The sequence below is a fragment of the Paraburkholderia sp. J12 genome, from assembly GCF_905220215.1.
Classification (GTDB): Bacteria; Pseudomonadota; Gammaproteobacteria; order Burkholderiales; family Burkholderiaceae; genus Paraburkholderia.
The window spans coordinates 1-2,201 of sequence record NZ_CAJMZC010000040.1; the positions used below are offsets into that span (position 1 = coordinate 1).

The 2,201-nt window shown below is 64.1% G+C and carries 1 protein-coding gene; it reads right to left on the bottom strand.

Annotated features, from left to right (window positions below; genetic code table 11):
- A partial coding sequence (locus U5760_RS31500) for an ATP-dependent Clp protease ATP-binding subunit (RefSeq protein ID WP_322016211.1) occupies positions 1-2,201 on the bottom strand: 2,201 nt, incomplete at both ends.

Here is a 2,201-nt window from a genome sequence, read left to right on the forward strand (position 1 = left end):
ATCTGCCGTTTCAGCTCGCGCGCCCCGAATTCCGGCTGATAACCCACCTCCACCAGATGATCGACCAGCGCATCGCTCATCTTCAGCGTAATGTCCTGCGCCGCCGCCGTGCGCACCACCCGATCGAGCTGGATCTGCACGATCGAGCGGATGTTCTCCTTCGAGAGCGCATGGAACACGATCACTTCGTCGATACGGTTCAGGAACTCGGGGCGGAAGTGGCCCTTGAGGACCTTCATCAGTTCGGCACGCACTTCCTTTTCGCTCTTGCGCTTGACCTCGGGCTGCTCGAGGTTGTCCATGATGATCGACGCGCCCAGGTTGCTCGTGGCGATGATGATCGTGTTGCTGAAGTCCACCACGCGGCCCTTGCCGTCCGTGAGGCGCCCATCGTCGAACACCTGCAGCAGCACGTTGTACACGTCCGGATGGGCCTTTTCGATCTCGTCGAGCAGGATCACGCTGTACGGGCGGCGCCGCACGCGCTCGGTCAACTGGCCGCCTTCGTCGTAGCCCACGTACCCCGGCGGCGCGCCAATGAGGCGCGCGACGGCATGGCGCTCCATGTACTCGCTCATGTCGATGCGGATGATGGCCTGCTCGTCGCCGAATACGCTTTCCGCAAGGGCCTTCGCGAGCTCGGTCTTGCCCACGCCGGTCGGCCCGAGGAAGAGGAACGTCGCAATCGGGCGATGCTCCTGGCCGAGACCCGCGCGCGAAAGGCGCACCGCGTCGCTCACGGCCACCACGGCGTCGCTCTGGCCCACTACGCGCTCGCGGAGCCTGTCTTCCATCTTCAGCAGCTTCTGGCGCTCTTCCTGCGTGAGTTCCGCAACCGGAATGCCCGTGAGTCGCGACACCACCTCGGCAATCGAGGCCACCGTCACCTCTAGCGTCTCGGAGCCGGTCTTGCGCTGCCACGCCTCGGTCAGATCGTCGAGCTTTTTCTGCTTCTCGTTGATGCGCTCCTCGAAATTCTTGGCTTCGTCGAAGCGCTTGCGCGAGGAAGCGTAGTCCTGCTCGCGCTTCAGCTGCGCGATCTCCGCTTCGAGTTCCTGGATATCGGCGGGGCGCGAGGTCGCGCCGATGCGCACGCGCGCCGCAGCCTGGTCGATCAGATCGATGGCCTTGTCGGGCAGAAAGCGCGACGTGATATAGCGATCCGAAAGCTCCGCGGCCGCGACGAATGCATCGTCCGCGAAGGTCACCTGGTGGTGCGCCTCCAGCTTGTCGCGCAGGCCGCGCAGGATCACGATGGTCTGCTCGACGGTCGGCTCCGGCACGAGCACGGGTTGAAAACGCCGTTCTAGCGCCGCGTCCTTTTCGATGTACTTCTGGTATTCGTTGAGCGTCGTGGCGCCGATCAGGCTCAGTTCGCCGCGTGCGAGCGCGGGCTTGAGCACGTTCGCGATATCGAGGCCGCCTTCGCCGCCGCCCTGTCCCGCGCCGACGATGGTGTGCAATTCGTCGATGAAGAGAATCAGCTCGTCGTTCCTGGCCGTGACTTCGTCGATCAACTGCTTGGCGCGCTCTTCGAACTCGCCGCGATATTTCGCGCCGGCCACCATCGAATTGATGTTGACCTCGACGAGCCGCTTGCCGCGCAGCACTTCGGGCACGTCGCCGTTCACGATGCGTTGTGCGAGACCTTCCACGATCGCGGTCTTGCCCACACCCGGCTCGCCGATCAGCACCGGGTTGTTCTTCTTGCGCCGCGCCAGCACCTCGATGGTGTTTTCGATTTCCTGTGCGCGTCCCAGCACGGGGTCGAGCTTGCCCTGCCGCGCCATCGCGGTGAGGTCGCGGCCGAACTTGTCGAGGTTCGGCGTACCGGTGGGCGTATCGACGCGTCCATCTTCGGCGCCCTTGCCGACGACCTTGACCACCTTCTGCCGCAGCGCTTCGGGCGTCACGCCGTACTTCTTGAGCAGTGTGCCCGCAATGCTGTCCGGCACGGCCGCGAGGCCAATCAGCAGATGCTCGGGGCCCACATAGGAATGGCCCAGATCGCGCGAAGCCTGGAACGCATACTGGAATGCTTTTTTCAGGCGCGGCGACACGGTCATCCTGTCGGGCGAGGCGTCGTCGCTGGCCGTGCCTTGCTTGGCGTGCTCGTCGATATAGCTCCTGATGTCCTGCGGCGAGAGCTTCAACTCTTTGAGGAGTGCTGCGCACACGTCCGTGTCGGCGAGCACGTAGAG